Annotated in this window: 20 protein-coding genes and 1 riboswitch; of the genes, 8 read left to right on the top strand and 12 right to left on the bottom strand. The window is 40.0% G+C overall.

All coding sequences use genetic code 11. From position 1 onward, the window contains the following. The first annotated feature begins 138 nt into the window (after nt 1–138). Entirely contained in the window at nt 139–3,942 is a 3,804-nt protein-coding gene (gene putA, locus CWB77_RS00325) for a bifunctional proline dehydrogenase/L-glutamate gamma-semialdehyde dehydrogenase PutA (RefSeq protein ID WP_138620801.1), read from the top strand. A gap of 109 nt (nt 3,943–4,051) precedes the next feature. After that, complete coding sequence (locus CWB77_RS00320) at nt 4,052–5,248, top strand: cyclic di-GMP phosphodiesterase (RefSeq protein WP_010391061.1); 1,197 nt, start codon at nt 4,052–4,054, stop codon at nt 5,246–5,248. 7 nt (nt 5,249–5,255) lie between these two features. Here the strand turns inward: CWB77_RS00320 and CWB77_RS00315 are convergent, their stop codons facing one another. The 6 genes from CWB77_RS00315 to CWB77_RS00290 form a co-directional block, all read right to left on the bottom strand. Next, the gene (locus CWB77_RS00315) at nt 5,256–6,263 is read right to left on the bottom strand and encodes a general secretion pathway protein GspB (protein ID WP_138620799.1); all 1,008 of its coding nucleotides are present in this window, start codon (nt 6,261–6,263) and stop codon (nt 5,256–5,258) included. 11 nt (nt 6,264–6,274) lie between these two features. Next, a complete protein-coding gene (locus CWB77_RS00310) occupies nt 6,275–7,192 on the bottom strand; it encodes an ExeA family protein (protein ID WP_010391059.1) in 918 nt (305 codons plus the stop codon). 153 nt (nt 7,193–7,345) lie between these two features. Next, on the bottom strand, nt 7,346–7,861 hold the full coding sequence (locus CWB77_RS00305; RefSeq protein ID WP_138620797.1) for an Lcl C-terminal domain-containing protein: 516 nt from the start codon (nt 7,859–7,861) through the stop codon (nt 7,346–7,348). A 10-nt stretch (nt 7,862–7,871) separates the two neighbouring features. Next, nucleotides 7,872–9,518 (bottom strand): Lcl C-terminal domain-containing protein, encoded by a 1,647-nt coding sequence (locus tag CWB77_RS00300; protein WP_138620795.1) that lies wholly within the window; start codon nt 9,516–9,518, stop codon nt 7,872–7,874. Between the two features lie 66 nt (nt 9,519–9,584). Beyond that, nucleotides 9,585–9,917, bottom strand: a complete 333-nt coding sequence (locus tag CWB77_RS00295) for a hypothetical protein (protein WP_010391054.1) — start codon at nt 9,915–9,917, stop codon at nt 9,585–9,587. A gap of 35 nt (nt 9,918–9,952) precedes the next feature. Next, complete coding sequence (locus CWB77_RS00290; RefSeq protein WP_010391053.1) at nt 9,953–10,657, bottom strand: DUF2982 domain-containing protein; 705 nt, start codon at nt 10,655–10,657, stop codon at nt 9,953–9,955. A 247-nt stretch (nt 10,658–10,904) separates the two neighbouring features. On the opposite strand from CWB77_RS00290, the gene CWB77_RS00285 reads away from it, so the two are divergent. The 3 genes from CWB77_RS00285 to msrA all read left to right on the top strand — a co-directional run bounded on the left by CWB77_RS00285 (nt 10,905) and on the right by msrA (nt 15,670). Continuing rightward, the gene (locus CWB77_RS00285) at nt 10,905–11,957 is read left to right on the top strand and encodes an efflux RND transporter periplasmic adaptor subunit (RefSeq protein WP_138620793.1); all 1,053 of its coding nucleotides are present in this window, start codon (nt 10,905–10,907) and stop codon (nt 11,955–11,957) included. Nucleotides 11,958–11,960: 3 nt separating this feature from the next. After that, nucleotides 11,961–15,059, top strand: coding sequence for an efflux RND transporter permease subunit (locus tag CWB77_RS00280; protein ID WP_055011618.1), 3,099 nt, complete (start codon nt 11,961–11,963; stop codon nt 15,057–15,059). Nucleotides 15,060–15,133: 74 nt separating this feature from the next. Further along, nucleotides 15,134–15,670, top strand: a complete 537-nt coding sequence (msrA, locus tag CWB77_RS00275) for a peptide-methionine (S)-S-oxide reductase MsrA (protein WP_138620791.1) — start codon at nt 15,134–15,136, stop codon at nt 15,668–15,670. A 75-nt stretch (nt 15,671–15,745) separates the two neighbouring features. On the opposite strand, the gene CWB77_RS00270 is transcribed toward msrA, so the two are convergent. Both CWB77_RS00270 and CWB77_RS00265 read right to left on the bottom strand, forming a co-directional pair. Next, the gene (locus tag CWB77_RS00270; protein WP_138620789.1) at nt 15,746–17,593 is read right to left on the bottom strand and encodes a TonB-dependent receptor domain-containing protein; all 1,848 of its coding nucleotides are present in this window, start codon (nt 17,591–17,593) and stop codon (nt 15,746–15,748) included. A 37-nt stretch (nt 17,594–17,630) separates the two neighbouring features. Beyond that, a riboswitch (cobalamin riboswitch) is annotated at nt 17,631–17,795 on the bottom strand. A 202-nt stretch (nt 17,796–17,997) separates the two neighbouring features. Beyond that, nucleotides 17,998–18,480 (bottom strand): YajQ family cyclic di-GMP-binding protein, encoded by a 483-nt coding sequence (locus CWB77_RS00265; RefSeq protein WP_008113183.1) that lies wholly within the window; start codon nt 18,478–18,480, stop codon nt 17,998–18,000. Nucleotides 18,481–18,631: 151 nt separating this feature from the next. Here CWB77_RS00265 and CWB77_RS00260 point away from each other — a divergent pair, with 151 nt between their 5' ends. Together CWB77_RS00260 and CWB77_RS00255 are read left to right on the top strand one after the other, a co-directional pair. Next, the gene (locus CWB77_RS00260; RefSeq protein WP_008466003.1) at nt 18,632–18,982 is read left to right on the top strand and encodes a VanZ family protein; all 351 of its coding nucleotides are present in this window, start codon (nt 18,632–18,634) and stop codon (nt 18,980–18,982) included. After that, complete coding sequence (locus CWB77_RS00255; protein WP_138620787.1) at nt 18,975–19,877, top strand: ketopantoate reductase family protein; 903 nt, start codon at nt 18,975–18,977, stop codon at nt 19,875–19,877. Before CWB77_RS00260 ends, CWB77_RS00255 begins: the two co-directional genes overlap by 8 nt. A 26-nt stretch (nt 19,878–19,903) precedes the next feature. On the opposite strand, the gene thiI is transcribed toward CWB77_RS00255, so the two are convergent. Continuing rightward, nucleotides 19,904–21,361, bottom strand: a complete 1,458-nt coding sequence (gene thiI / locus CWB77_RS00250) for a tRNA uracil 4-sulfurtransferase ThiI (RefSeq protein ID WP_138620785.1) — start codon at nt 21,359–21,361, stop codon at nt 19,904–19,906. Nucleotides 21,362–21,461: 100 nt separating this feature from the next. Then, complete coding sequence (locus CWB77_RS00245) at nt 21,462–22,115, bottom strand: TetR/AcrR family transcriptional regulator (RefSeq protein ID WP_010391043.1); 654 nt, start codon at nt 22,113–22,115, stop codon at nt 21,462–21,464. Between the two features lie 177 nt (nt 22,116–22,292). Between CWB77_RS00245 and coaD the strand changes: the two genes are divergently transcribed. After that, complete coding sequence (coaD, locus tag CWB77_RS00240) at nt 22,293–22,784, top strand: pantetheine-phosphate adenylyltransferase (protein ID WP_024601870.1); 492 nt, start codon at nt 22,293–22,295, stop codon at nt 22,782–22,784. A 34-nt stretch (nt 22,785–22,818) separates the two neighbouring features. Here coaD and CWB77_RS00235 read toward each other — a convergent pair whose 3' ends face one another. Both CWB77_RS00235 and CWB77_RS18730 read right to left on the bottom strand, forming a co-directional pair. Beyond that, entirely contained in the window at nt 22,819–23,334 is a 516-nt protein-coding gene (locus tag CWB77_RS00235) for a hypothetical protein (protein ID WP_138620783.1), read from the bottom strand. Beyond that, entirely contained in the window at nt 23,334–23,456 is a 123-nt protein-coding gene (locus CWB77_RS18730) for a hypothetical protein (RefSeq protein ID WP_283957542.1), read from the bottom strand. The genes CWB77_RS00235 and CWB77_RS18730 overlap by 1 nt, the downstream gene beginning before the upstream one ends. Nucleotides 23,457–23,582 lie beyond the last annotated feature (126 nt).

The raw sequence follows: 23,582 nt of genomic DNA, 5'->3' as shown, positions 1-23,582 counted from the left end.
TGCCCTGTAAATTATCGTAAAACGGCGAAATTAACCAGCATATTCTGCTGGATTTTAATTAGAATGCACGCTTTACACCAACAACATTTAGCGGTAATTAACAATTATCCTAAGTCTTAACACTCCTGAGGGTTGCTTATGTTATTCAATGGCGATTTAACAACGACTTGTCCGATCAGACAAAAGATCCGTGACTTTTACCGTATTGATGAAAATGCGGTTATTGATCACATTTTACCACTTGCAGAAGTCGGTGTTAAAGCACGAAGCCGTGCATGGGAAAGAGCTCGCCAAATAGTATTAAACATTCGTAAAGACCAAGATGGTCAAAGCGGTGTTGATGCGCTATTAAATGAATTTTCACTATCGAGTGAAGAGGGTGTGGTATTAATGTGTTTAGCCGAAGCATTGCTTCGTGTTCCTGATAAAGCAACTCAAGAAACATTAATACGTGATAAATTAGCAAATGGCGATTGGAGCTCTCACTTAGGCAGTAGTGATTCTTTATTCGTTAATGCTTCGTCTTGGGGATTATTAGTAACCGGTAAAATGGTTAACTATAACGACAAAACGAAAGAGCAACAATTTGGTATGCTCAAAAAAACCATTGGTCGTTTAGGCGAGCCTGTTATTCGTAAGTCTGTGAACTTTGCCATGAAAATTATGGGTAAACAGTTCGTAATGGGCCGCACTATTGACGAGGCCATTGAACGTGCAGCCGATACAGAGAAAAAAGGCTATGTATATTCTTACGATATGCTAGGCGAAGGCGCTCGCACAATGAAAGATGCTAAGCGCTACTTCGACAGCTACATGAATGCAATTCATTCTATTGGTAAAGCAGCAAATGGCCGTGGTCCAATAAAAAGCCCGGGCATTTCTGTAAAGTTATCAGCTATTCATCCGCGTTATGAATTTACTCATAAAGAACGCGTGATGGAAGAAATCGTTCCAAAACTAAAAGAACTTGCACTTGCCGCTAAAAAATACGACATCGGGTTTACTGTTGATGCTGAAGAAGCTGACCGTTTAGATATTTCTCTTGATGTTATTGAAGCGGTATTTAGCGATGAAGACCTTGGCGATTGGCAAGGTTTTGGTTTAGCGGTTCAGGCGTATCAAAAACGCGCTATTTTTGTTATTGAATGGCTAACAGACCTAGCAACCCGTGTGGGTCGTAAAATGATGGTGCGTTTAGTAAAAGGCGCATACTGGGATACCGAAATCAAAACCACGCAACAAGATGGTTTAGACTTCTTCCCGGTATTTACCCGTAAAGCAACCACAGATGTGTCATACAAAGCATGTGCGATTAAAATGCTTGAAGCACGAGATGTGCTTTACCCGCAATTTGCAACACACAACGCCTATACTGCAGCGACTATTTTAGAAGTAGCGAAAGGTGATAACCAAGGTTTTGAATTCCAACGTCTGCACGGTATGGGTGAATCTTTATTTGACCAAATCGTTAATGAAGAAAAAATCCAGTGTCGTGTATACGCACCAGTAGGCCAGCACGAAGACCTACTTGCTTACCTTGTTCGTCGTTTACTAGAAAATGGTGCTAACTCATCTTTTGTAAATGCCATTGTAGATACCACTCAACCGGTTGAAGCATTATTACCAGATCCTGTTGAAACACTGCAAGGATTACGTAATAAGTACAACACGCAAATAAAAATGCCAATTGATTTATACGGCGAAGAACGTGCCAACTCAAAAGGTATGGATTTAACTGATATTAACGTGATCACCCCGTTTAAAGAAAATTTAGACACTTGGTTTGAAGAGCACTTAATTGAAGAAAGCCAAGTACCCGAAGGCGCGCTGGCAGTTAAAAATCCAGCAAACCATAAAGAAATTATTGGCCACGTAAAATTACAAAATAGCGATGAAATGAAAGTGTTGCTAGCCAATGCTGAAACCGCTTTTGAATCATGGTCACAAACACCAGTAAAAGAGCGTGCTAATCTATTGCGTCGCGTTGCTGATATTTTAGAGCGTCATCATGATGAGCTTGTTGCTATCTGTATTAAAGAAGCTGGTAAAGTGGCACAAGATGGTATTGATGAAGTACGCGAAGCGGTTGATTTTTGTCGTTACTACGCAGCCCGTGCTGAAGAGCTTGCTCAAGATGAGCGCTTTGAAGCTCGTGGTGTGATTTTATGTATTAGCCCATGGAACTTCCCACTCGCTATTTTCTTAGGTCAAGTTGCAGCTGCTATCGTTACGGGTAACACAGTAATTGCAAAACCTGCAGAACAGACGAGCTTAATTGCTCTACGCGCTATTGAATTAATGCTTTCTGTTGGTTTACCTGAGCACGTTGTACAGCCTGTGGTTGCTCGCGGTAGCGAAGTAGGTAAAACCATTGTGCCAGATGAGCGCATTCAAGCAGTTATGTTTACAGGTTCAACTGAAACGGGCACACTTATCTCGCAAACATTAGCGGCACGTAACGATATCCAGGTGCCTTTAATTGCAGAAACTGGCGGCCAAAACTGTATGATTGTTGACTCAACAGCGCTTCCTGAACAAGTAGTTGATGATGTGATCAGTTCTGGCTTCCAAAGTGCAGGTCAACGTTGTTCAGCATTACGTGTGCTCTTTATTCAAGAAGATGTTGCCGATGGCATTATCGACATGCTCAAGGGCGCGCTTGCTGAATTACACATTGGCGACCCATCATTACTCTCTACAGACGTAGGCCCTGTAATTGATGAAAAAGCGCTGAAAACACTCAACGACCATGTTGAATACCTAAAGGGTAATGCAACACTTCACTATGAGTGTAAAATTCCTGATAACAGCGAAAACGGTGCGTTTTTCTTTGCCCCACGTTTATACGAAATCAAAGACTTATCGGTATTAAAGCGTGAAGTATTTGGCCCGTGTGTACACGTGATCCGCTTTAAAGCAAGTGAGCTTGATAGTGTTGTCGACCAAATTAACAACACCGGTTACGGCTTAACAATGGGTATTCATTCTCGTATTGAAGAGCGCTGTGAACACTTAGCTAAAATGTCGCGCGCAGGTAATGTTTACGTAAACCGTAATATGATTGGTGCGATTGTTGGCGTGCAACCCTTTGGCGGCCGTGGACTATCAGGTACTGGCCCTAAAGCCGGTGGACCAAACTACCTACAACGCTTAATCAAAGAAAAAGCATCACCAGATAACGTACAAATGACTAACCTAACGCCAGACGAGCTTGATTTACACCACTACAGTGGCGCAAATGAGCAAGTAGAAAAGCTAATGGTTAACTCTATGCGCGATGAAAAAATTTGGCGTGCAACACCACTGAATGACCGTGTTTCTGCGGTGCGTCAGTTATTAGCGAAAGTAGCAACCGTTGAAATTATTGATGACCTTGCAGACGATTTAGCGTTAACACTTGCCGATGCACGTGCTCAGTTAAACCGCTTAGAAAAGCACATGCGTAAATATACAACATTGCCAGGGCCAACGGGTGAATCGAATACACTTCACCTTGAAGCACGCGGCTGTGTAGTATGTTACGCAGATAAGAGCACCTCATTTAACTTTTGGGCACTATCGATTATTACCGCGCTTGCTGCTGGTAACACGGTAATAACAGTAGCATCTGAAATATTTTATGATGAAGCGGTTGCTTTTAGAGATAAGTTTATTGCAACCGGCGTTGCAGAAGGTGTTTTCCAAGTAGCTAAACCAAATCAGTTACAAGCGATATTAGCGCATCCTCACCTAGCCGGAGCGGTAGTTGCTGCACGTTCTTCTCGCTTAGGCTACTTCAGCCAACAGCTTGCACAACGTAAAGGCGCTATACTGCCAGTGATCAGCTCTGAGTATTACGACACGCTAATTAAGCGCTTAATTACTGAAAAAACAATCAGTATAGACACGACGGCATCAGGCGGTAACACCTCCTTGATGACCCTTGTTGAAGATGATGAATAGAAAATAATCATTATTTAATTAAAAAGGCATCAAATTGATGCCTTTTTTATTTCTAAATGTGAATTTATTTGTTACTTTCTCTAATCATACTTGTTAATAAGAGTTCACTTTGAAAACCATTCCAACTTCACAGCTTAAGCCTGGTATGTTTGTACAAAAAGTTGTTAAACAAACTGGTAGCATTAGAATAAAAAACCAAGGCTGGGTTAAAACTCAAAGTGGAATTGATAAATTAATAAAATCAGGAATTTTAGAGGTTGAAATCGACCCTGATAAAATGCTCGCCTCTGAAGAACCTGAAACACAAACAACCTTACCTACTCAGCACGAAGTCAAAAAACGCGATCCTTGGTTAATTACCCACAGTGCTGAGCAAGAAATGAGTAAAGCTAAAAAGCTTTACGATGAAGCAAAAAACCTGCAAACCAAAGCGTTTGGCGATATAGAGTCTGGCCGCACTGTTGATGTTGCGCCTTTTAAAGAACTGGCTAGTGGGTTTATTGACTCCGTATTTAGAAATCAAGATGCGCTGGCGTGCATCACGCAAATGCGCCAAAAAGATGCCTACCTGTTAGAGCACTCGATAAATGTGTCTATTTTGATGAGTATTTTTGCTAAACATCTCGGTATTGAAAAACCGATCATTGAAGAACTGGCCACCGGCGCCCTTTTGCATGATATGGGAAAAATAAAAATCCCTGATGCTATTCTCAACAAACCAGGCCGCTACAGTGACGAAGAATTCAAAGTGATGCAAAATCATGCGCTCTTTAGCAAAGAAATACTAGAAGACGCAGGATTAACGGGAATTGCCGTAGATATTGCTGGTATGCATCACGAGCGCTTAGATGGCAAAGGCTACCCCTTTGGTAAAAAAGGCGATGAAATAAGCCAGTACGTCCGCATGGCGTCTATTGTTGATGTTTATGATGCATTAACTGCTGAACGGGTTTATAAAGCAGGCATGGAGCCAATTAGAGCATTTAAAATTTTAAAGCAAGGCTGCCCAGATAGCTTTGATGGGGTGCTACTTAATAAGTTTATTCAGTGCATTGGTATTCACCCTGTGGGCACACTAGTAAAACTTTCTAGCCAAAAGGTGGGACTCGTTACTCAAAGCAATCCAGCAACACCATTAAAGCCAGTAGTAAAAACGTTTTTTAATGCAAAACATGGGCGTTACACTGAAGTTCAAGACGTTGACTTATCAAATAAAAGAACGCAGGACACGCTTGAGTCAGCAATAAAACCTAAAGAGTATAATATAGATTTAGAAGGCTTTTATAAGCACTCTATCTTTAGTTAGTTGGCCACTATTGTGGCCAATCTTGCAGGGCTTTTAAGCTAAATTCATAACCATCAAAATCAAGTACGCTCTGATCTGGCGCTATTTCTAACACCTTCAACGCACCAATAGACTCCCCTTCATATAGCTCTCTGCCATTGAGCTTTATCCAGCGTTTATCCGCCGCTGAAGAATAAATGTGCGCCTGATATTTAATGCTTGGTAACATACTTTGTAAGCCATCAGGAAGTAGCTCAACAGGCTGTACTCGTGATGAAAGGCGAGAGCCTTGAGTTACTTCATAGTCAGCTGTTGTTTCTGTGCTATTAACGGCTTGCGCAAACGCATTTCTCAGCGTGTCGGGAACCGTATCGAGTTCATCATTTAACTCTGGCTGCGCAGGCACATTTTGGTTAAGTGGCTTACCTAACACCTTGTATTTACTCAACTCATCTGCAGTGATTGTTCTTTTCGCCGGTTGAGTTGGTACACTTTGCGGTTGGCTGCTCGGTGATTGAAAACTAGATGAAGCGTTATTCTGCGTCGAGAAATTTTGCGTTTGCCCTTGAGACGCTTGATTAACGCTCATAGGTAAATATTGTCCTTGTGGCGTCAGCAACATTTGCTGCACACCCGTTGGGGTTTGTACATAAACCAACTGCCCTGCCAGCGGCACAGAATTGTTAGGCACAGCTGTTACAATGGGCACTTGAGGGGTTGTTACTGTTTGAGCAACCGTTCTTTGTACCTCTTCTGCGCTTGTTGGTTTTTCTACAACCCCTGACTCTTTTTGACTAAGGTCATTTTGAACAGGCTCATTTTTAACGGTTACATTTTCTTGTTGCGCCCACTTGCCGACAAAGAAGCCACTGGCCAATATACCCGTTGCCAGTAAACTTCCTGCGAGTAGAAAACTAATTCGACGATAGGTCATCAACTGGCGTTGTTGTTTTAATTGTTGCGCTTGCAAGTCATATTGCTCAGCGCTCATGGTATCGTGCTTTGATTGCTTTAACGCATCTAATAAATAAGACATGAATCACCTAACTAAAAAATAAAAGACAGGCCAATTCCTGCACCAAAAAGCATTAACGCAGCAGCGCTATAAGGCCAAATCGAACCTGCTTTACTCACCTTCTTATTTGTAACAATAAAGTCGATAGGTAAAGATTCACTCGCCGCTTGCTTAACAATATCACTGCCAACAATTTCTTGTTGTTTCGAAAATGCCCCTACTAATGCGCGTTCACATACCAGATTCATTAATCGTGGCACACCGCCTGTGAGCTGATGCACCATTTGCATTGCTTCCATTGAAAATATTTTCTTGTCACAACCTGCAATATGCAGCCGATGTTGAATATAAGCAATGGTTTGCCCTGGTGTTAGTGCTAACAAGTGATATCTGGCAGTAATACGCTGTGCCAGTTGCCTTAACTCATTTCGCTTTAGAAGTACCTGTAACTCAGGCTGCCCTACTAATACTATTTGTAATAACTTTTTATGATCCGTTTCAATATTGGTTAATAAGCGAAGTTGTTCTAGCACATCAGGGGCAAGTAACTGTGCTTCATCAATAATCAAAATAGTATGCCCCCCCGCTTTATTATTAAACTCAAGATGCTTTTTGATGACATCCGTTAGACTTTTCAGCGTTGCATTTTTGGCGTCGTACGTTATTTGTAATTCATCGCAAATACTGGCTAACAGTTCAAGCTCTGATAACGCAGGATTATGGATCATGGCTACTTGGGTATTTTCAGGCAGTCGCTCTAACATACTACGTGTTATTGTGGTTTTACCCGTACCCACTTCACCTGTTAACAGCACAAAGCCGCCGTCTTCACCTAACCCATAGGTAAGGTGTGCTAATGCTTCTTTGTGGCGTTCACTTAAAAATAAGTAGTGGGGATTAGGCGAAATTGAGAATGGCTTTTCTTGTAAACCAAAATAGCTTAAATACACCTTTATAGTCCTTGGTCGTTAATTCACGGCCTATAATGGCAAAAAAATAGCCTGGGTGACAACTACAACCAGGCTTTATTATTAAAATAGTGTAAATAAAAAGGCTAACCGTAAATAAAAGCGCATTTTTAGATTCGCTAATACATTAATTAACTACTTTTCATAACGTACTAGGCGTAAATATACGTTACTTGTTTTAGCATGTAAGCTATTTAAACCACTGGAAAATTGATAAACCCATGCCGAATTTATATTGCTAATACCCGAGGTATTAGACCAATAATTTTGCGACTGCGTTGCTAAAAAAATACCCGCATTAATACTTGGATCGGTACAGCGGTGATCAACTATACTGGCTAACTCTTTAATACTTGGTACTTGCCAGTCGTTATAATCTGCTGTGCTGTCGTTAACTGCGCCTTTAAGTGAAGCTTGCCAATTTAATGGTTGAGTATCACCATCGCAGCTAGTTGTTTCGCTATTATAAACTTGACCATAATTACAGCGCTGCCACATTAGCCCTGTTTTAATATCTGACACAGTGCCATCAATATTAATCACAAATCGGTCGGTATCATCGCTAGTCGCTACCTCTTCATAACACTGCTGCGCTGCAAGTGACTGGCTCAATCCCAAGGCTAATAACATAGAGACTTTAATTAATTTCATAATAATCACCTTAACGATTTCTAACTAAGCGCACGTAAGCGGTATTATCTTTTGGATAGGCTAAATCGTTGCCATCCATCATATCGATAGTGTAAGCCTGAGATAAACTGGCACCATCAACCGCGGTCTGTGAGGTCCAGTAGCGTAAATGCCCGACACTGTTAGTCGATGGTGTATTAGGAAAAAATGCAGTATCTATCAATACATTTTGCCCTTGTTTACCGTAGTCGATTAAACCTAACAGCTCAGTATAAGTGGGTAAACGCCAATTACTGCCGCCACAAAAATCAAGCGCGTTAACCTCATCAATATAGGTTTGTAATCCACAATCAGTATCGCTCGGGCACGTAGTATTAGCACTACCCGTTACATCGCCACTATTGACAGTCCCTTGCCAAATATAGCGGTTTTGTCCATCACGCAGTGAGGTATTTGGTAACACACCGGAATAAGGACTTTTCACTTCCCAAACAAGGCCGGTAGTATTATCGCGAATACAGCTAAAGTTCGACGCATCATCAAGAAGCTCATCGGCAAACTCATTAAGTTTTGTGTAATCAAAAGCCAAATTCCCTTTACCCACTTTACCTAAACGATTGGCAAAACTATCACGCCCAAGATCAGCATCTTGAGCTGGAAACTCATCATTATTACAATTAATACGTTGAGTATTATTATAACACTCACCTACTCCGGTATCGTTTATTAACCCAAGCGCTTTAGGTGTTACATCAATAAATACGGTATCTGTGTCGGTGCGCCCTTTTAAGTCCATAACTTGTACTTCAAAGCTAAGGGTTGCATTTAAATCAATATCAGAGGCAAAAAAGCTGGCAGTACATGACTGTGGTTCAAGAAGAGCTTCGGTATTTCCGGTAAGTTGTTGCCACTTACATTGATAAGTCTGAGTTGCCGCTTCGCTTGCAGTGGCATCTAAAATAACTTTATCGAACTCTTCTACAGTTTGGTCTGCACCCGCATCGGCAATAATCACTTGGGCTGTTTTATTAAGGGTCATATCAAATTGTGATGCAGATACTCCGCCCTCATCATCAGTTACGGTGAGTTGCCATTTTAAGTTGGTGTTATTTTCTAATAATGGATGAGGAAAACTAAGCGTTGGATTGGTATAGCTATCAATTGTTAAATCGGGCCCAGATAATAATTGCCACAAGTAACTACTAATTTCGCCATTTTCATCGGGGTCTGCGGAGGTTAAACCACTAAGGGTTACAGTATCTTTATAAACTGAGGGTAAGTTTGCAGGAGCAACTTGAGTAACAACAGCAAGAGGAAGCTGATTATTAGAGGCAATGAAAACACTCAAGTCGTCATTCACTAAACTACCATCTGGCGTTTGATAGCTTACTCTTAAGACCAATTCACTATCAGATTTTACATCCGGTGCAGTGATGGTTTGTTCAGCCCCTTCAAGCGGAAACACATCTATAACAGGACCGCTTACACGCTGCCAAGTAAAAGTACCATCTGCAGGAGAGCCTTTTGCAGAAATAGTAAACTCTGATTTTTCTACAACTTGGAGATCGTTACCTGCAAATACTGACGTTTTAATATCACTGTTATCAGCACCGCCTCCCCCTCCACATGCAGCCAAAAGCAAGCATGCCATAAGTGGTATTAACGAAATTGCTTTCATACTAAGCACCTTTGTGTCTTATAATTATCTAATAAGACTGTGAAGCAAAAAAAGTGCCATTATGAGTTATAAATAGCTATCTTGATGAATACGAACAAATAATTTAGTGCCAACTTTACTGTAATCTACTTTATATTCGCGGCCATCTAAGGATTGAATAAACAACAACTGTTTTTCCTCGCTAAATACATCTGGACTTGCGATATAAACCATATCTAAGTAGCGCTCTTTTGCATCACGGCGGTTTTTTGGCAGCTCTTCTTTAAATGGTTCTAGACCATTCGCTGTTACTTTAATTCGAGGATGTTCCTCACCATTAACAATCACTAAATCTAGTTTTCTATCTTTATGAATTATGGTGTTTCGACCACTTTTAATAAAAGATCTGTCTTGGCTCATAGTTATTCCTAATCCCGCAGTGAGTGCTTATATTATTATTCACACTGCGACTTGATAAACTGAGAGGGATCACGCTTCCATTTATTTAAATTTGCGCAAAATTCCCAAATATCACTTTCTATTACACTGGCAGGTAACAGTAAGTCATACCCTGTTAAAAGCTGAAGATGCTTAGCCCTATTAGCAAACATCGCTATAAGCCCATTATAGTCAATTCCTTTTTTTGACCTAAATTTATTATCTTCAACTAACCATTCTGATGGGCAATGCCCATTTTTGCAATTTTTTTGAACAACTTGCATAAATAAGTGCCGCTGTTCTATTAGTAATTTACCCGCAATTCTTGGTGCTAAAGCAGCTAAAAATGTATCTATATCATTTAACTTAATACCAATCGCGTTAAGCTCAAGATGATCGATACCGTTATCAACTTTAGGAATACCGCAATGGTGGAGATTTTCTTGGTGTAAATCCCATTGCCCGTACTTATGTTGATATGTTAATTGCTGCTCAGTTAAAATAATACTATAAAAAGGTTCTTGTGTTTTAAAAAATCCAATTAAAATTGCTGCAATACATAAACTTACTAAAAAAATTTCAATAATACTGATTTCACCTGGACGCAATAAATTAAATAGCATGATGAAGATTAAACCAATGCTACCTACGACCAGTATTTCAATCCCATTTTTAGCGCCTTGCGCTCGGTATTTAAGTGTGTGTTTTTTTATATTAGCCATACTGAAAAAACGCCATATAAAATATAAACATAATAATAGCCCACAATACTAACTTTCTCAGTGTTAAACAGCGTTTGCATGATGTTTTGAAGTTCATCAATTAACTCCTATTATTACTGTTAAATATGCGCAATGACTAAGTATCAGTTATTTTTACGCCTAACGCACAAATTAATGAGATACATAACCGCCTTTTTTTGTCCTGATTTCGTACAATACTTATAATCTATTTTCAGGTATGAAAACAATGCACTCTAAACAATCCGGCAAAGCCCTATTTCCATTTATTATTTCGGTACTAATAATTTTTAGCGTTTATTTATATTTGCCCGCATCACAGGGCGAGCAAGCTGATTACTCGGCAATGACAACACAAGTCTCTGCGCACACTGTCGAGTCGCAAGAAAATGCCATTATGATTGAAGCCATTGGCAGTGCCCGTGCTAATCAGGCTATTTACATTAAAAGCGCACAAAACGATTATGTCACCAGCATTTACTTTGAAGACGGCGACTTGGTCAGCAAAGGACAAAAATTAGTGCAACTGCAAAACCAACAAGAACAATTTGCAGTAAAAGAACTTAGCATTAATTTACAAGAAGAAAAACGCCAATTAGCTAGGCTTACCGAACTTTCTCGCTCACAAGCGACTGCCAAGTCGTTACTTGAAGAACAGCTAGCCCGTGTTGATGCCAGCGAAGCTCAACTTGAAAGTGCCAAAACTAAACTCAATGAAATGGCTATTACCGCGCCTTTTTCTGGGTTACTGGGTAAACGCGAAATATCGGTAGGCGCTTATATTAGTAACAGTACGATAATTACAACCTTAGATGATATCAGTATCATAAAAGTTGATTTTAAAGTGCCTGAAAAGTATTTAGCTCAACTGAAAAATGGAATGACGGTTCGCACTCAAAACGATGCTTACCCTGATCAAACCTTCACCGGTAAAGTAACCCATATAAGCTCACGTATTGATTCAATCACTCGCAGTGTAGAAGTAACAGCTAGTTTTGCTAATAAATCGGGTTTACTTCGCCCTGGTATGCTACTTAAAACTGCACTAGAGCTAAGCAGCAATCAAGCGCTCATGGTGCCTGAAAAAGCAATTATTCCTCTGCAAGATAAACACTATGTTTTTCAAATTGAAGATGGCATAGCTAATCGCATAGAGGTACATATTGCAAGTAGAAATAATGGCTGGGTTGCAATAGACAAGGGGTTAAAGAACGGCGAGCAGATTGTTACCGAGGGAATAATCAAAATCCGCTCTGGTAGCAAAGTAAGCGTTAAGGGGTAACACGTGAAAATTACCGATACTAGCGTCAAACGCCCCGTTTTTGCGATTGTTATTAACTTACTGTTACTCACTTTTGGCTTAGTTGCTTTTAGTATGCTGCCTTTGCGTGAGTATCCAGATATTGAAACACCGATTGTAAATATTAGTACTGAATATACCGGTGCATCTGCTGAAATTATTGAAACAAAAATAACCCAAGTTATCGAAAACCGTATTTCGGGGATTGAGGGTATTAAAAGTATTAACTCATCGAGTCGTAATGGCCGCTCAAACATTACCATTGAGTTTAATATTAACCGCGACATAGACGATGCCTCTAACGATGTACGTGAACGTGTTGCACGGGCATTAGACAGCCTACCAGAGCAAGTACGCCCTCCTGAAGTATCAAAATCAAATAGTGACGAAAGCCCTATCGCGTGGTTTGTACTTAACAGTGAAACCATGGATTCATTGCAGCTTTCTGATTATGCACAGCGTTTTATTGTCGACCGTTTGGCCGTTGTTGATGGTGTATCAAATGTGCGTATTGGGGGAGAGCGAAAGTATGCTATGAAAGTATGGCTTAACCGCCAAGCGATGGCAGCTCGTGGCATTACCTCTAGTGATATAGAGCAAACACTTCGCAGTGAAAATGTAGAGCTTCCGGCGGGTGAAATTGAATCGGTAGACCGTGATTTTACTGTGCGCACTGCACGCAGCTATAAAAACCAACGTGATTTTCAAAACCTTGTCATTAAGCGAGGTGAAGATGGTTATTTAGTACGTCTAGGCGAAGTGGCTGACGTAAAATTAGAAGCCGCCGATGATGAAAGCTTATTTCGCGGAAATGGCCGTAATATGATTGGTATGGGTATTGTTAAACAAGCCAAAGCAAATACCCTTACAGTAGTTGATAACGCCCGCAGTGAACTAGAAAAAATAAAACGTAATTTACCTGAAGGCACTACTATAGAAGACAGTTACGACTCTTCAGTATTTATCAAAGAATCAATTAATGAGGTTTATAAAACTTTAGCAATTTCTATGGGGTTAGTAGTGCTTATTATCTTTATATTTTTAGGTAATATTCGCGCCACACTTATTCCTGCGGTCACCGTACCGGTCGCCTTAGTCGGTAGTTTTATGTTTTTATTAGCAATGGGTTATTCAATTAACTTATTAACTCTACTGGCACTGGTATTAGCAATAGGCTTAGTGGTAGATGATGCCATTGTAATGTTAGAGAATATTCACCGCCGCATAGAGCTTGGGGAGCCGCCTTTGTTAGCAGCTTATCGCGGCGCCCGTGAGGTAGGCTTTGCAATTATAGCCACCACCTTAGTGCTTATATCGGTGTTTGTGCCATTGGTGTTTATGGAAGGACGAATAGGCGCACTATTTACAGAATTTGCAATGGCGGTGAGTGCAGCCGTGTTCTTCTCCAGTATTACTGCATTAACACTCTCTCCGGCATTGTGTTCAAAGGTGTTAAAAGCTTCTGAAAAAGAAAGTAAGTTTAGCCAAGTAATGGATCGCTTTTTTACTAAATTAGAAAATGGATACCGTAACGCTTTAGCGTCAAACATGACTCGTAAATGGGGCTTAATGCTGAGCTTAGTTTTGGCTGGGTTTGTTAGTTATTCACTATTTTTACAAATACCGTCTGAACTTACCCCTAAAGAAGACCGTGGTACCTTTTTTGTACTTATGAATGGCCCTGAAGGCGCTAGCTATGAGAATAATGCCGCTAATATGGCAAAGATAGAAGAGCGCTTAATGCCTTACTCTGAATCTGGCGAACTAAGCCGAGTTTTAGTGCGAGTTCCAGGCTGGGGTGGCAGTGGTGGTGTAGCCATTGTTGGTATGGCGGATTGGGATAAACGCAAACGTTCAACCTGGGAAGTCATGGATGAAATAAGCGGTAAAATGCAAGAGGTCACCGATGTACGTGCTTTTGCAATTATGCGCCGTGGTATTGGCGGTGGTGGTTCATCGCGACCGATAGAGTTTGTTTTACAAGGTAATGATTATGCTCAGCTAGCTGATTGGCGCGATAGAATTATTAAACGTGCAGAGAAAAACCCTGGGTTAGTGCGCATTGATCATGATTATAAAGAAACCTTCCCACAATTTTTAGTCAGTATTGATAAAAATAAAGCCGCTGATTTAGGCGTATCAGTCTCAGATGTGGGACGTACACTTGAAACCATGCTTGGCCAACGCCGTGTAACCACTTTTATTGACCGCGGTGAAGAGTACGATGTAATTTTAAAGGGAACTAAAGAAGACTTTGCAAACCCTACTGATATTTCAAATATTTACCTTAAATCTCGCAGCAATGAATTGGTGCCACTCGACAGCCTTATAAGCTTGAAAGAAGAAGCCACCGCCTCGCGTTTAAACCGCTATAACCGTATGCGTGCAATTACTCTAAGTGCCAACTTAGCTGATGGCTATACGCTAGAACAAGCACTAAACTTTTTAAACAATATTGCCGCAGAAGAAAATGACATTGATGGCGCCATTGATTACAAAGGTGAGTCACAATTGTTTTATGAAGGTGCCTCAGCCATGACCTACGTGTTTGTGCTGGCATTGACCGTAACCTTTTTAGTACTCGCTGCTCAGTTTGAAAGCTTTATGCATCCGCTTGTTATTATGCTCACCGTTCCACTTGGGCTAATGGGTGCTATGTTTGGCCTGTGGAGTATGGGCTTAACACTCAATATATACAGCCAAATTGGTATTGTGATGCTCATCGGGTTAAGCGCTAAAAACGGTATTCTGATTGTTGAATTTACCAATCAGTTACGTGATAAAGGGTTGGAATTTAGTGAAGCTATTTTACAAGCCGCTACCCAGCGTTTACGTCCTATTATAATGACCTCCCTAACCACAGTTATGAGCGCGGTACCTTTGGTACTCGCCTCAGGGCCTGGCTCGGAAAGTAGAATGGTAATTGGTGTGGTGGTATTTACCGGCGTAACGGTTGCCACCATACTGACTCTGTTTGTTGTACCAGCCGCTTATTATGCCTTGGCACGTAACACGCAATCACCAGAGTTTTTACAGCAAAAGCTAGATAAACAAGCAGCTGAAAAACCACTTAAAGAGATCTAAGTCACTCTGAGCGTCGTAATTAGCAGTTACGGCGCTATTTTGGTGCATATAACCATATAATTGAGGAAGTACTTATGAGTTCGACCACACAGGTAGCAACACTCGGCGGCGGCTGTTTTTGGTGTATTGACGCAGCATTTAGGCGTGTTAGAGGGGTACTCAGTGTATGTTCTGGTTACACAGGCGGGCACACTGATAACCCAACCTACAAAGCCATTTGCACAGGCAATAGCGGACATGCCGAAGTGGTTAACGTTGAATTTGATTCAAGTGTAATAAGCTTTGAAACCCTACTCGCAATGTTTTTTACTTTGCATGATGCTACCCAGTTAAACCGCCAAGGTAACGATATAGGCACTCAATACCGCAGCGTTGTGTATTACCATGATCAGCAACAACAATTGCAAACACAGGCCGTTATTGCAGGGCTGCAAACTCATGTTAGCGAGCCTATAGTAACAGAGGTAAGCCCAGCAACCACTTTTTACCCTGCTGAAAGTTTTCACCAAGACTACTACAATGAAAACCCAGAACAAGGCTACTGTAGTATTTTAATTGCACCTAAATTGCACAAGTTTGAAACCGAATTTAGCGAGTTTTTATCTGAGTAAAAACACATTAAAGCTCTAACCAAATAGCCCAGCAATTTGCTGGGCTATTTCTTTTTCGGCAACTAAAAGTGACAATTAAAACTGGTAATTTGCCCCCACAAAGAAAGTTCTTCCTGCGCTGTTATAACCTAATAGCTCACCACTGGCAGCAAACCCTGTTGCCGCAGTAAAATATTCCTTATCAGTAATGTTTTCTATTCGAGCAGCTAACGACAAATTATCGAGCAACTGGTAATTGGCTGCTAAATTAAATACCGTATAGCCAGCGAGTTCAGAATCATAATACGCAATTGATGGACGCGATGAGCGATACTGCATATCTAAACTGGCATCAAAATCGCCCCATGATTTGGCGAGTTGATAATTAAACGATTCTGAAGGTCTGCGTGGTAAATCCGTATTCGTCTTTTCATCTGTAGCGTCTAAAAAGCTAAAATTAACAGAGTGTTCAAAGCCTAACACGGAAAACTCAGCCGACATTTCCAGCCCCTGCATAGATACTTTATCTATGTTAGTTGCAATATATTTACCTGAGTCCGCATCATAATTATTACTAATTAAATTATTGATACGGTTATCGAAAAGAGCAATATCATAACGCCCCCATTGAGTTTCTAGGGTAACACCAAACTCATTGTTTAAGGCTTCCTCAGGCTTAATATTATTATTTGGCAGGTAGTATGGGCTGTTAGTCACAAACGCATTAATTAAAGACGGCGCCCTAAATGCGGTGCCATGATTTAAACGTACCGTTACATACTGATTCGCTTTATATCCAAGTCCAGTACTGTAAGTATTTGCGCGGCCATGGAAGTCATAATCATCGGTTCTGATAACCGCATTTGCTAACCATTGTTCATGACTATAAAACGCGCCTATAAACAATGCGTTATTATCGCGTTTTTCTTCTGATGACGTTGCTGAAGAGTTTGATAAATCCTCAGACAAGTAATTAAAACCACCTGATAAATCAAGCTCTTTCGTTAGGCTATAAAGCCCTCGGTATTCAAACTCAACACGCTCTGTGCTATACACTTGCTGAACATCGGTGCCAGTTTGAGTATTTTCTTCTTGCGATACACTCAATGAAGTACTTTGGGTATATACTTCTGAGGCTTTTTTCCAGCCTAGCTTAGCGGTATAGTTTTCAAAATCGTAGGCATCGTTACCCCATGCGTTATCATACTGCGCTTCACCTTCACTGTACTGAGACTGTAAGCTCAACTCACCTAGTTCAGCCAGTTCATACGCTAAATTAAAGCCAATGTTTTTATTTTTGTAGCCATCATCATCGTGATCTTTGGTATATTCAGCCACAGGATCTTTGCCAGTAACATCAAAACCATCTGTCTCTTCATAGCCTAGATTATAATTAAAGCTAAGCGCCTCTTTTGCAAGCCCACCAGCAAGCTGATAATTACTGTAACTATGACTGCCCAAATTAGCCGAAAGCGTATTATTTGAGGCTTTACGGGTAATGATATTAATTACTCCGGCTACCGCATCAGAGCCATAAATAGCTGCTCTGGCACCTTTAATAACTTCAACACGCTCGATACTATTAACTGGAATATTAGTTAGCGATACACTACCTGAGCTTGCATCGCTCACTCTTACGCCATCAACCAATACTAAGGCATATTTAGCGCTAGCACCGCGAACAAATATATCTGCTTTTTGACCTAATCCGCCGTTACGGACAATATCAATACCAGCTATGGTATTTAATATTGCAGGTAAGTCTCGGTAATTCGCTTTTTCAATATCAGCGCGGTCGATAACTGCCACACTTGCTAATACATCATTTATAGGTTGTTCAAATTTATTTGCAGTAACGGTTATTCTTTCAATGGTTTGTTCTGCAGATGCAGAAAAAGACAGTGCCGCCGAAATAGCCACACCCAATGCAGTTTTATTTATCATGATGTTCCCTATCTCTGCCCACCGCAAAGATGTTAGTAAGTAAGATTACATCAAGGCCGGTCTCCGGACTCAGTTACCATAATAAAATACAGCATAACTTTACCGTTGCGGGGGCAGTGTTGGGATTGACTTCATCAATGAAAACGCACCAACTTCCCGATTATCCTACTAAAAAATCACACCTTTGAAGTGTTTAGCAAGCACCTTGAAAATAGGCTGCTATTGTTATCTGTTTACTTAAAAATGTCAACGGACGTCTAAACATCTACAATTTGATTTTTGGGGTTCGGGGTTCGGTAATTATCATAGATTCAAAAATAAAAAAGCCAAACAATATAGCGTGTTTGGCTAAATACATGTTGCTTTGAACTAAGCGCCTATAGTGCCTAGCTCGAAACAATAAATTAATCGCGGAAGTTTTTAAACTGAAATGGCTGACCTAAATCGGCAGTGCGTACAACTTGCATAGCAGCTTGTAAGTCATCACGCTTTTTACCCGTTACGCGTACTTCTTCGCCTTGAATAGCCGCTTGCACTTTTACTTTAGAATCTTTAATGGCTTTTACTACTTTTTTAGCCATATCTTTTTCGATACCCTGCTTTAGTGCAACGTTACGAAAAACATTTTTGCCTGCGCGAGAAATCTCTTGAAGTTCTAGGCTCGCAACATCCATTCCACGCTTTGAAACTTTTCCAGCTAAAATATCAAACAACTGCATAACCTGAGCATCTGCTTCAGCTTTTAATTTAATTGTTTTATCGTTTAATTCAATTGAGGCATCGACCCCTCTAAAATCAAATCGTGTTTCTAATTCACGATTGGCGTTATCAACCGCGTTTTGTGCTTCGTTCATTTCTACTTCAGATACAATATCAAATGAAGGCATGATGTTCTCCTAACTAGCTAATCTTAATTTTATGCGGCAATTATAACGTTAAAATGATAAATCTTTACATTTTTCTGCATCTTGTTCAGGTGCGATACTAATTTAGTTTGATATACTGAGGCTTCTTTTTTATACGATTTTAGGATTTTTTGTGACGAGGCGTGTTTACCAAGCTATTTTTTTAATTAGTATTGTCGCATTTACCTTCTTATTTGCTAAAGAGGTAAAAGGGGCTGCAAACTTATTTCCGCATGTAGATAAAGTGGCGCATTTTGGTATTTTCTTTTTACTTGCCATTATAATGGATAAAGCCTTTAAACTGCCGTTATATGCACAAATATTGCTGTTAGCCGGCTATGGTGCCGCAATAGAAATTATGCAAGATAGCCTCCCTTACAGACAAGCATCACTGGCCGATTTTGTTGCCGACTTTATTGGTGCGGCGAGCTACTTTTTAGCTAAAGCCCTATTAACACTGCGTAAAAAGAAGCATTATGGCTAACATACTCGTTGTTGGTGATGGTGCTATAGGCTTGTTATTTAGTCATTTCTTAGCTAAATATCACACAGTTTATGTTCTTACCAAAAAAGGCACAGTAAATACTCGCTTTTACAGCCACAGTAACGCTGCGTCTGAAAAAATTAACGCCACTTTCATCTCACAACAGCAATTAGCTCAAGTTCCTGAATTTGACATTGTTTTATTCACTGTTAAAGCGTTTGCAGTGCAACAAGCCTACGCCCAAGTAAAGCCTTATCTTGGTAATAATACCCATATTGTACTGAGTCATAATGGCATGGGTAATGTTGAACAATTAAATGCACAGTTAACACAGCAGCAGTCGTTGTACTTTTTAACCACCAGCATGGCTGGGTTCAAATCAAACCCTAATATTGTGCAGCATACCGGAAACGGGCAAAGTGTATTAGGGGGCTGTAATCAACTAGCTATGCAAAATCTTCAACAGTTTAGTGCGCAATTACACACTATTCCGCAATTAATTGTCAGCAACAATATTGAGCAACTTAGGTTTGAAAAGTTACTAGTTAATATTGCCATAAATCCATTAACCGCTCTGTACAATATAAAAAATGGCCAGTTGCGTGCGCCACAGTTTAATAGCTCAATTATTAATTTATTAACAGAGGCGTGCCATATTGCGACCGCGCTTAAACTTAATATTAAGCTTATTGATGCCCTCGAGCGCGCCTACAAGGTAATGAGTTTAACGGCAGAGAATTACTCATCTATGCATCAAGACGTTTTGCATAATAGGCAAACTGAGATCATGGCAATTTGTGGTTATATTAGTGAACAAGGCAAGCAACATAATATTGCGACTCCGTATAACGATGCTTTACTTGCTAAAATTTTGGCAAAAAAAAGCGCGGAATAAATCCGCGCATCTAATATCTTATGCCATCAAGGACGATATACTCTTACAGTGGTAAAGCCTTCTTCGTGAAGAATAAGCGCTTGTAACTGGCTCATTACTCCTTTTTGGCAATATAAGTAATAGTCTTTACCTTTAGGTAAATCACCAAACTTAGTTGCTAAACGGAAAAACGGTAAATGAATAACTTCAATACCATCAATTTCAAGCGGAGCGGCATCTTCTTCCTCAGGTGAGCGAATATCAACAACAACCGCTCCCTCTGGTAACTCTGTAACTGACTCAGCTTCTTTAAGCTCTTGCTTAGCTTCAACATCGATATCGCGCACATCCATAACACGGGCGTTATCAATAACGGTATTTAATACATCAAAATCAAACTTCTCTTCTTCTGCTTTAATGACTTCAATTTTGGCTTTAACTGTCGGCTTTTTAGAGATCACACCACAGTATTCAGGCATCGTCTCAGCCATTTCTGCAGTGCCTATTTGGCGCGCTATATTGATGATCTCTTGCTTATCATGTTGAATAAGAGGACGTAAAATCAGCGTTTCGGTTACACGGTCAATCACACTTAAGTTAGCTAAGGTTTGGCTAGACACCTGACCTATACTTTCACCCGTTACCAAAGCTTGAATATTTAGTTTTTCAGCAACGGCACTACCCGCTCGCATCATCATACGTTTAAGCACAACACCCATTTGGCTGTTCTCAACGTTTTCTAAAATTTCAGCAACAACCGGTTCAAAATCAACAGTAATAAACTTAACTTTATGTGTAGAGCTGTATTGTTTCCATAGATAGTAGCTCGCTTGCTTAACCCCAATTTCATGGGCAGCACCACCTAAGTTAAAGAATAAAAAGTGTGTACGAGCGCCTTTACGGATCATCTGATAACTGGCCACGCCAGAATCAAATCCACCAGACATAAGCGATAATACATCGTCTTGTGTTGGCAGTGGAAAGCCCGCCATTCCTAAATGAGTTTGCGTCACTATGTAGGCTTTTTCGTCTTTAATTTCTAAACGAATTGTTACCTCAGGGCGGCTTAGCTTTACTCGAGCTCCTTCAACATGTTGATTAAGCCCGCCACCAACGTAGCGCTCTAATTCAGTTGAAGTAAAATCATGTTGACCTATGCGCTTAGCACGTACACAAAAGGTTTTACCAATAATAGTGTGACCAACTAACGCAATGGTTTTTTGATAGATGTCATCAAGGGTTTTAAAGTCTGTTTCGGTCACTTCAATAAACTGTACGATGCCAGGAATGCGCTGCAAGCTATCAATGAAATCAAGGCGAGTTTGAGCATCATCTAGTTTTGTAACAACTGAAATATTATCCCAGTTATTACGTACTTGTGCTTTTTCGTCAACACGACGCAATACAATTTTAATGTTATTTTCTAACACTTTGGTAAAGCGTTTACGGACTGAACGGCTTTTGATGGCTATTTCAGGGTGAAGTTTGACGATAAATTTAAGCATAGTTCAACTCTTAGACTGCGGGAATTCGCGCACCCAGGCATTGGGCGCGGCGGATTATAGCAAAAAATTTAACGCCTAGGAACTAACCAACTCAACGGGCTTAAGGATTCTGGGGGGCAGCATTTGCTAAAAGTGCGTACTTGTCTCTTAACTGATTAATTTTATTTGCGCTTTTTTCTGTACTGTAAGCCTTAAATAAAGTCAGTACTTTTACAATGCCAGGGTAAATATCTTGCTCAACCAGCACACCACTTAGTCTTCTTGCTTTCATATAGGGTGTCCAAAAGCTAACCGTTAATTTTAGCGTATGAGCAAGTTCAATGGCATCTTGTTCATCAATGGCAATAATTTCACTATCCCGCAAGGCCAAAATGATGTTACGTACCTGCTCAAGTAATTCCTGCTGAAAATCAATGTAACCCTGTTTTAAATGGCTATCGCGAGCAAGAATATCGCCAAGGTTGTCGTAAAAAAAATGATAGCGCCACATTAATTCAAATAGCGAATCTAAATAAGGGCCAAGATGCTCAAAAGCATCGTCGCCTTTATCAACTGGCTTAAAGTGAGTACTTAAATGATCACGATAAAGTGCAAATATATGGCGAATAATGTCTTCTTTATTTTTAAAGTGGTAGTAAAGATTACCCGGACTCATGCCTAAACTCGATGCAATATGATTAGTTGATATTGCTCTTTCACCATGTTCATTAAACAATGAAATACTGGTTTGAATTATTTTATCCTTGGTATTCATATACTCATTACTCAATTTTCGAAAATACGATGCTGCATTAAAACAATCCACTAGTATAAACAAATAGTCAGCGTTAAAACAATCAAGGCATGAAGTTCTTCACAATTTACTTACAAGGCTGCTTTGCACACTAAACACTGCTACACTACGGCTAAAAATAATAACACAGTAAATATTATGAAAGTGACCGCAATCTACCCAGGCACATTTGACCCTCTTACCAACGGCCACACTGATTTAATTCAGCGTGCGGCTAAAATGTTCGATACCGTTATTGTGGCTATTGCTCATAACCCAAGTAAAAAACCGTGTTTTACTTTAGAAGAACGCGTTGATTTAGCAAATGAGATTTTAAGCCATTTAGATAATGTAAAAGTCATTGGCTTTTCAGGGCTACTAGCAGATCTGGCTCGTGACCATAACGCAAATGTATTGATTAGAGGTATAAGAGCGGTTTCTGATTTTGATTATGAATTTCAGCTCGCGAATATGAACCGTCGTTTGAACCCTGATTTAGAAAGTGTATTTTTAACACCTGCTGAGCGTAATACCTTTATATCATCAACGCTCGTAAAAGAAGTTGCACGCCATAACGGCGATGTAAGCGAGTTTGTTGATACCATAGTAATGAAAGCCCTGCAGTCGAGGCTAGGTAAAACCAAGCATTAAAGATAACACCTAGCGTACGTATCATTATATTGCGCTAGGTAGCCTCCTTCGCTCTTGCTTGAAGCAAAACGTTCTTAAACTTCACTAAGCCCAAAAAATCTTTATTGATAAATAGTGCCAAGGCCATTATAAAATCAAAGAAAATAACGCCAAACCCATATGCAGCCCAAAACCACCAGTAATCAATGTTCCCTTTAACTTGAACATCATAATGCATCCCCAAAAATAAACAGGTATTAACTCCTAACCCCAGAATTAAGTAATAAAAAGCAATAGGCGTGTTTTGCAACGTTATTTTTCGCCACAAAAAAAGTATCAAAATAGTTGTGAGATCAAATATGAAATAATCTTTATAAGTAGAAGTTTCGAGGCTTAAAAATGCACTTAGAAAATACGAGATCATCATTATTAATGAAATATGCAGTAAGCTTTTATCTTGTTTATTAATGCTCGAAGAAAGGTTGAATAGAAAAGCGATTAAAAATAGCCACAATATAAAATTACCTAAATTCTCGCCAACTTTAACAAGTAGCCATAATAGATCCGTCATTATAGGCTTTTAAACTCAGCGCCAGATCTAAATAAACGACCTTTAAGTATCATTAGCCCTAAAAAGTCTTTATTGATAAAAATAGCAATAATCATTATTAGATCAATAATGTTAACCCCCATGGAGTAAAGACTCCATAACCACCAAGGCTCTGAGTTCCAGTTTATATAAAGATCTATGTAAATAGCATAAGTTAAACATGCATTTATAATTAAACCGCTTACAATATAGTTTTTAGCTACAGAGCT

The sequence above is a fragment of the Pseudoalteromonas sp. S1610 genome (assembly GCF_005887465.1).
Taxonomy (GTDB): Bacteria; Pseudomonadota; Gammaproteobacteria; order Enterobacterales; family Alteromonadaceae; genus Pseudoalteromonas; species Pseudoalteromonas undina.
The sequence above is the reverse complement of the archived record's forward strand: the minus strand, read 5'-3'. Positions and strand labels throughout refer to the sequence as shown.

Excerpts from the sequence above, each read along its gene's own strand:
- coaD (WP_024601870.1), top strand. The coding sequence starts at position 22,293 with ATGAAAGTGACCGCAATCTACCCAGGCACATTTGACCCTCTTACCAAC.
- CWB77_RS00255 (WP_138620787.1), top strand. The coding sequence starts at position 18,975 with ATGGCTAACATACTCGTTGTTGGTGATGGTGCTATAGGCTTGTTATTT.
- CWB77_RS00270 (WP_138620789.1), bottom strand. The coding sequence starts at position 17,593 with ATGATAAATAAAACTGCATTGGGTGTGGCTATTTCGGCGGCACTGTCT.
- CWB77_RS18730 (WP_283957542.1), bottom strand. The coding sequence starts at position 23,456 with ATGGGGGTTAACATTATTGATCTAATAATGATTATTGCTATTTTTATC.
- CWB77_RS00235 (WP_138620783.1), bottom strand. The coding sequence starts at position 23,334 with ATGACGGATCTATTATGGCTACTTGTTAAAGTTGGCGAGAATTTAGGT.
- CWB77_RS00315 (WP_138620799.1), bottom strand. The coding sequence starts at position 6,263 with ATGTCTTATTTATTAGATGCGTTAAAGCAATCAAAGCACGATACCATG.
- CWB77_RS00285 (WP_138620793.1), top strand. The coding sequence starts at position 10,905 with ATGCACTCTAAACAATCCGGCAAAGCCCTATTTCCATTTATTATTTCG.
- CWB77_RS00300 (WP_138620795.1), bottom strand. The coding sequence starts at position 9,518 with ATGAAAGCAATTTCGTTAATACCACTTATGGCATGCTTGCTTTTGGCT.
- CWB77_RS00290 (WP_010391053.1), bottom strand. The coding sequence starts at position 10,657 with ATGGCTAATATAAAAAAACACACACTTAAATACCGAGCGCAAGGCGCT.
- CWB77_RS00245 (WP_010391043.1), bottom strand. The coding sequence starts at position 22,115 with ATGAATACCAAGGATAAAATAATTCAAACCAGTATTTCATTGTTTAAT.
- CWB77_RS00305 (WP_138620797.1), bottom strand. The coding sequence starts at position 7,861 with ATGAAATTAATTAAAGTCTCTATGTTATTAGCCTTGGGATTGAGCCAG.
- CWB77_RS00265 (WP_008113183.1), bottom strand. The coding sequence starts at position 18,480 with ATGCCTTCATTTGATATTGTATCTGAAGTAGAAATGAACGAAGCACAA.
- CWB77_RS00295 (WP_010391054.1), bottom strand. The coding sequence starts at position 9,917 with ATGAGCCAAGACAGATCTTTTATTAAAAGTGGTCGAAACACCATAATT.
- thiI (WP_138620785.1), bottom strand. The coding sequence starts at position 21,361 with ATGCTTAAATTTATCGTCAAACTTCACCCTGAAATAGCCATCAAAAGC.
- putA (WP_138620801.1), top strand. The coding sequence starts at position 139 with ATGTTATTCAATGGCGATTTAACAACGACTTGTCCGATCAGACAAAAG.
- msrA (WP_138620791.1), top strand. The coding sequence starts at position 15,134 with ATGAGTTCGACCACACAGGTAGCAACACTCGGCGGCGGCTGTTTTTGG.